The 5,684-nt window shown below is 72.4% G+C and carries 5 protein-coding genes and 1 pseudogene; 4 read left to right on the top strand and 2 right to left on the bottom strand.

All coding sequences use genetic code 11. The features are described from left to right. Positions 1-242 (top strand): annotated as a pseudogene (locus tag VB737_RS14485) (RNA polymerase subunit sigma-70); the annotation flags it as partial. A 132-nt stretch (positions 243-374) separates the two neighbouring features. Then, positions 375-1,757, top strand: coding sequence for a hypothetical protein (locus VB737_RS14490; RefSeq protein WP_500313995.1), 1,383 nt, complete (start codon positions 375-377; stop codon positions 1,755-1,757). On the opposite strand, the gene VB737_RS14495 is transcribed toward VB737_RS14490, so the two are convergent. Together VB737_RS14495 and katG are read right to left on the bottom strand one after the other, a co-directional pair. Next, a complete protein-coding gene (locus VB737_RS14495; protein ID WP_500313997.1) occupies positions 1,654-2,595 on the bottom strand; it encodes a hypothetical protein in 942 nt (313 codons plus the stop codon). The two genes, VB737_RS14490 and VB737_RS14495, sit on opposite strands and share 104 nt — an antisense overlap. Positions 2,596-2,600: 5 nt before the next feature. Next, positions 2,601-4,823, bottom strand: a complete 2,223-nt coding sequence (katG, locus tag VB737_RS14500) for a catalase/peroxidase HPI (RefSeq protein WP_500313998.1) — start codon at positions 4,821-4,823, stop codon at positions 2,601-2,603. A gap of 116 nt (positions 4,824-4,939) precedes the next feature. Here katG and VB737_RS14505 point away from each other — a divergent pair, with 116 nt between their 5' ends. Both VB737_RS14505 and VB737_RS14510 read left to right on the top strand, forming a co-directional pair. Next, complete coding sequence (locus VB737_RS14505; protein WP_500314000.1) at positions 4,940-5,500, top strand: hypothetical protein; 561 nt, start codon at positions 4,940-4,942, stop codon at positions 5,498-5,500. Next, a partial coding sequence (locus VB737_RS14510) for a hypothetical protein (RefSeq protein ID WP_500314002.1) occupies positions 5,500-5,684 on the top strand: 185 nt, incomplete at its 3' end. The genes VB737_RS14505 and VB737_RS14510, both read left to right, overlap by 1 nt.

Consider the following 5,684-nt stretch of genomic DNA (forward strand, 5'->3'; position numbering starts at 1 on the left):
GGGTAAGCCGGATCGCCGTGCTGGCCGAGCTGGCCGGCCCCGACCGCGCCCTGGCCGAACTGGACGCCCTGGCGGCCGCCGAGCCGGCCCTGGGGGAGCACCAGCCCTGGTGGGCGCTGCGGGCCCATCTGATGCAGCGGACCGGCCAGGCCGATGCGGCCCGGCAGGCCTACCGGCGCGCCATCGCCCTGGCGGACGATCCGGCGGTGCAGGCGTTCCTGGGCCAGCGGGCCGACGTCTAGGGAGGAGTCACCGCAGGGCGTCCCCCGGCTCCGCTGCCTGACGATCCCGCCCAGCGTCGTCATGCTGGGCGTCCCTGACGCGCCGGTCCCCCAGGCCGCCTGCGGAGGTCCGTCGCCGCTTCGCCTGACCCGATGAGCGACCCCACCACGCCCGGATGGACCTGCGTTCGCGACGACGGGCACGCCTGCACCATTTGGCAGCGGGGCTTCCACGGGCGGGGCAACTACCTGCGGGTGTACGTGCCGGATGGCGCCGCCAGAGCGGATCAGCCCCTGCGGGCGGTGCTCTACCTGCACGGCTTCGCCCTGTGCATGCCCTCCTTCTACGAGAGCCACCTGCTGGCCCTGGCGGCCGAGGGATACATCGTGTTCTTCCCGGATTTCCAGCGCAGCGCCTACCCCTCCCCGGCCCCTGGGCACCCTGTTCCGACCTGGCAAGCGGTGCCCAGGGCGGGCTCCTGGACCGGAACGGCCCTGCGTCTGGCCGTGCGGCCGGCGGCCGAGGCCGTTCGGGCGGAGGATCTGCCGGAGGCGCTGACCTCCGGTTCAGCAGCTGAACGGGAAGGGGTCGGGGCCGCCGAGCCCCCCACGGTGGGGGACCTGCGCCGGGTCCTGTTCCCCCTGCTCCTGATCGAGCTGATCCTGATGGTGATCGGCTGGTTCCGGCGCACCTACGCCAGGAACTTGAGCCACCTGCTCCGCACCGTGGCCATGAGCCTGGCTTCCTCGCCGAAGCAATGGCTGACCCAGGCCCTGGCCCTGGTGGAGGCGGGCTGGGACGATCTGTCCAGGGAGCCGGCCTACGGGCACTGGCAGGGGGCCCAGCCCATGGTCTACGGCTTCGGCCACTCCCTGGGCGGGCTGCTGAGCCTGAGCTTGCCCTGGGCCCTGCGCCACGATCCAGCTGCCCGCTTCCGGCCGCGGGTGATCGTGGTGGCCGATCCGGCCGCCGCGTCCGAAATGGGCATCCCCCGCTTCGCCATCGCCTTGCTGCGGCTGTTCGGTGCCCCCTTCACCGCCGATCCCCTGCGGATCCGCCAGACCGGCTCCCAGCTCTGCCAGCCGGTGGCGATCCTGCACGGCGCCGCCGATGTCCTGGTGCCGCCGGCCCAGTGGGTGGGCCCGACGGACGGCGGCGGGACCAACTTCTCCGCCATCGCCAGCCAGGCCAAGGCGATCTATTTCTCCTGCTCCGTTCCGGACAGCCACCCACCGCTGTGCGCCGTCCACAACCAGGCCGTCACCTGCACCCGCTACTACGACGACGCCCTGTTCGAGTTCTTCGGCGGGGTGAAGCACGGGGCCAATGCCTACAACACCGCCTACATCTGGCCCGGCGCCCTGGTCCTGTTCGGGGAGCAGGTGCAGCCGGCGGACCTGCTGGGGGCCCTGCCGGAGCGGCCCTTCGCCATCACGACGGGGGAGCCCCCACCGCCTGACGGGGCCGGATGCCGTACTGGCGGCGCACCTCCTCCAGGGGCTGGGGGAAGTCGTCCCAGGGATCCCAGTCGCTGATCAGGTCGCGGGTGACGCCGAGGCCGTGCTCCAGGCCGCGGAAGATCACCTCCGGATCCGCCTGGCCGGTCTCGGCCGCCGTGACGGGAGTGGAGCCGATGCCCAGCTGGAACTGGGCCAGGGCGAACAGGATCGTGAAGAAGGGGTCGTTGCGGCCGAAGCCGGCCTGGAAGCCCAGCACGCCGCACTCTTCGCTCGCCGTGGTGCCGTACCCGCCGAGCACGTGGCAGCAGTCGTGGCGCACCACCGGGGGTGGCGGCCCGCCCAGCTCGCCGGGAACGCTGAAGCCGTTGGCCTCAATGAAGGCCAGGTACGCCCGGCCGAGGGCGGGATCCTCCTGGTTCAGCAGCGAGCGGGCGATCTGCAGGGCGCCGGCGGGGCCCTCATCGCGCAGGTAGGCCGCGGCGGCGCTCCGCTGGAAGCTGCGGCGGGCGATGTCGAGGCGCACCAGGTTGAACTGGTGGTCGAGCACGTGGCGGAAGGCCTGCACCGGGGCGTCATCGATGGCCAGCGCCCGGGCCGTGGCCTCGAGCCGGGCCAAGGGGGCCTCGCCAGGGGAGTCCTCGAGCAGGGCCAGCACGGTCATGCCGCGCAGGATCCGCTCGCGCCACTCGGGCTCCGGCACCGCCGCCGCCAGCTGCTCCGGCGTGAGGGGCTCGAGCTCCTCGAGCGGAATGGGCAGCCGGATCAGGTGGTCGCGGATGGCCGTGATCGTGCGCAGGGCGATCGGGCTGGGCGGCCCGTCCATGGACGCGATCGCCAGCAGGCTGCCCAGGCCGGCCCGGCCGATGGCCTCGTGGCGTTCCGGAGGCGGTTGCGCGGAGAGGAGGGGGTTCATGGCGTTCAGGCCAGCTCGAAGCGGTCGAGGTCCATGACCTTGCTCCAGGCCGCCACGAAGGCGGCCACGAAGCGCTCGGCGCCGTCGGCGGCGGCGTACACCTCGGCGATCGCCCGCAGCTGGGCGTTGGAGCCGAAGATCAGGTCGACGCGGCTGGCGGTCCACTTCAGATCACCCGTGTGGCGGTCGCGGCCCTCGAAGCTGTCCTCCGCCTCGGAGGTCGCCGTCCAGGTGGTGCCCATGTCGAGCAGGTTCACGAAGAAGTCGTTGCTGAGGGTCTCGGGGCGGTGGGTGAAGACGCCATGCCGTGATTTGCCGTGGTTGGCATCGAGCACCCGCAGTCCCCCCACCAGCGCCGTCATCTCCGGGGCGGTGAGGGTGAGCAGCTGGGCCTTGTCGATCAGCAGCTCCTCGGCGGAGGCCGGCAGCCCCGGCCGCAGGTAGTTGCGGAAACCGTCGGCCTTCGGCTCGAGCACGGCGAAGGAGGCCACGTCCGTCTCGTCCTGGGAGGCATCCATGCGCCCGGGGCTGAAGGGCACCGTCAGCGCATGGCCGCCTCGCCCGGCCGCCTCCTCAATGCCGGCGCAGCCCCCCAGCACGATCAGATCGGCCAGGGAGATGCGCTTCCCGTCGTGGGAGGAGCTGTTGAACTCCTGGCGGATCGCCCCGTAGGCCTCCAGGGTCCGGGCCAGCTTGGCGGGCTGGTTCACCTCCCAGTCCTTCTGGGGGGCCAGCGCCAGTCGGCCGCCGTTGGCGCCGCCGCGCTTGTCGGAGCCGCGGAAGCTGGCGGCCGCCGCCCAGGCCGTGGCCACCAGCTGGGAGATGGGCAGCCCCGCGTTCAGGATCCGCCCCTTGAGGGCGGCGATGTCGTCAGCGTCCACCAGGGGATGGTCGACGGGCGGAATCGGGTCCTGCCAGAGCATCACCTCCTCCGGCACCAGGCTGCCCAGGTAGCGGGAGCGGGGTCCCATGTCCCGGTGCACGAGCTTGAACCAGGCGCGGCGGAAGGCCTCCCCCAGCTGCTCGGGGTGCTCATGGAAGCGCTTGGAGATCTCCAGGTAGGCCGGATCGACCCGCAGGGACAGATCGGTGGTGGCCATCATCGGCGCGTGGCGCTTCGACGGGTCGTGGGCATCGGGCACGGTGCCGGCTGCCGCCGGATCGCTGGGCCGCCACTGCCAGGCCCCGGCCGGACTCTTCTCGAGCGCCCACTCGTAGCCGAACAGGTTGTCGAAGTAGCCGCCGTCCCACTGGATCGGATTGGCGGTCCAGGCGCCCTCCAGGCCGCTGGTGATCGTGTCGTCCCCCTTGCCGCTGCCGAAGCGGTTGCGCCAGCCCAGGCCCTGCTCCTGGAGACTGGCCGCCTCGGGTTCCGGTCCCACCAGGTCAGGGTCGCCGGCGCCGTGGCACTTGCCGAAGGTGTGGCCCCCGGCGATCAGGGCCACGGTCTCCTCGTCGTCCATCGCCATGCGGGCGAAGGTCTCGCGGATGTCCCGGGCGGCGGCGAGGGGATCGGGTTCGCCGTTGGGCCCCTCGGGGTTCACGTAGATCAGGCCCATCTGCACGGCCCCGAGCGGGTCTTCCAACTCCCGGTCGCCGCTGTAGCGCCGGTCCCCCAGCCATTCGGTCTCCGGGCCCCAGTCGATGTCGATCGGCGGCTCCCACACGTCCTGCCGGCCCCCGGCGAAGCCCAGGGTGGACAGGCCCATCGATTCGATGGCGCAGTTGCCCGCGAAGATGATCAGGTCGGCCCAGGAGAGGGCGCTGCCGTACTTCTGCTTGATGGGCCAGAGCAGCCGCCGCGCCTTGTCGAGGTTGCCGTTGTCGGGCCAGCTGTTGAGCGGGGCGAAGCGCTGGGTGCCGGAGCCGGCGCCGCCGCGGCCGTCGTGGATGCGGTAGGTGCCGGCGCTGTGCCAGGCCATGCGCACGAAGAACGGTCCGTAGTGGCCGTAGTCGGCCGGCCACCAGTCCTGGGAGGTGGTCATCAGCGCGAACAGGTCCTGCCGCAGGGCCTCCAGGTCGATCGTGCGGAAGGCGGCGGCGTAGTCGAAGCTGCCGCCCATCGGATCGGTCAGGGGCGCGTGCTGATGCAGCACCGCCAGATTCAGCTGCCGCGGCCACCAGTCCCGGTTGGAGCGGGCTCCGGCCGTGCTGCCCCGGAGGGTGCCGTGCAGGAAGGGGCACTTCCCTCCGGTGTCGGCACCGGTCGGCGGGGACAGTCCGTCCATCGGCGGCGGCAGCATGTGAGCCGAATGTAGACATGGAATTTCGCGGGGTCCGCAGCGGCGGGGGCTCCCGGGAGATCGGGTCACAATGAGACCAGCCCGTGCCCCCCGGTGCCCCCATGACGAGCCCCGCCCGTGCCGCCGCCGGACCGACGACCGGGTTTCTGGAGGAATCCCCCGGCAACCGCTCCGCCATGCGGTTGATGTGTCTGCTCGCCCTGCTGGCGTCGATCGCCTTCGGGTCGATCACGATGCTGCGCAGCGCCCCGATGGTCAGCCGGGACGCGGCCGGGCAGGACACCCTCACCTATCCACCCCGGGACGACACCGGGATGATCATCACCTTCGCCTTCCTGCTCGCCGCCTTCGCCCCCAAGGTGGTGCAGAAGTTCGCCGAGCAGCGGCTCGGGGCCCTGGGGTCCACCGGCCTGCGGGAGCTGGTGCTCGGCGTTGTCCGGCCCGACCCAGCGGCGGCCAGCGACCCGACCGCCGCTCCCGTCACGGCCACCCCCGCGACGGAGGATCCACGCCTGGGCCAGCTGCGGGAGGAACTGGGACGCCTGCGCGCCGAGCTCGAACGCAGCCGCACCCCCATCCAGGTGAGCCCGGCCACCCCCGTCGCCCCGCCGGCGCCGGCTCTGACGCCCCTGGAGCGGATCCGGCTGGGGGGAAGCCTCTGATGCCGTACATCACCGCCCGCCAGGACGCGGGGCTCAGCCCCAGCCCCGCCGCCGCCGATGCCGACTCCTACGTGGCGTCCGGCTCCCGCATCGCCGTGACCTGGGTGCGCCCCGCCCCCGGCACGGAGCTGGCGATCGCCCGGCTGGCGGGGCGGGCCCTGCTGTTCCTGGCCCCGCTGCTGGT

Origin of the sequence: Synechococcus sp. BA-120 BA3, assembly GCF_034931285.1 — a bacterium.
In the GTDB taxonomy this organism is placed as follows: Bacteria; Cyanobacteriota; Cyanobacteriia; order PCC-6307; family Cyanobiaceae; genus Cyanobium.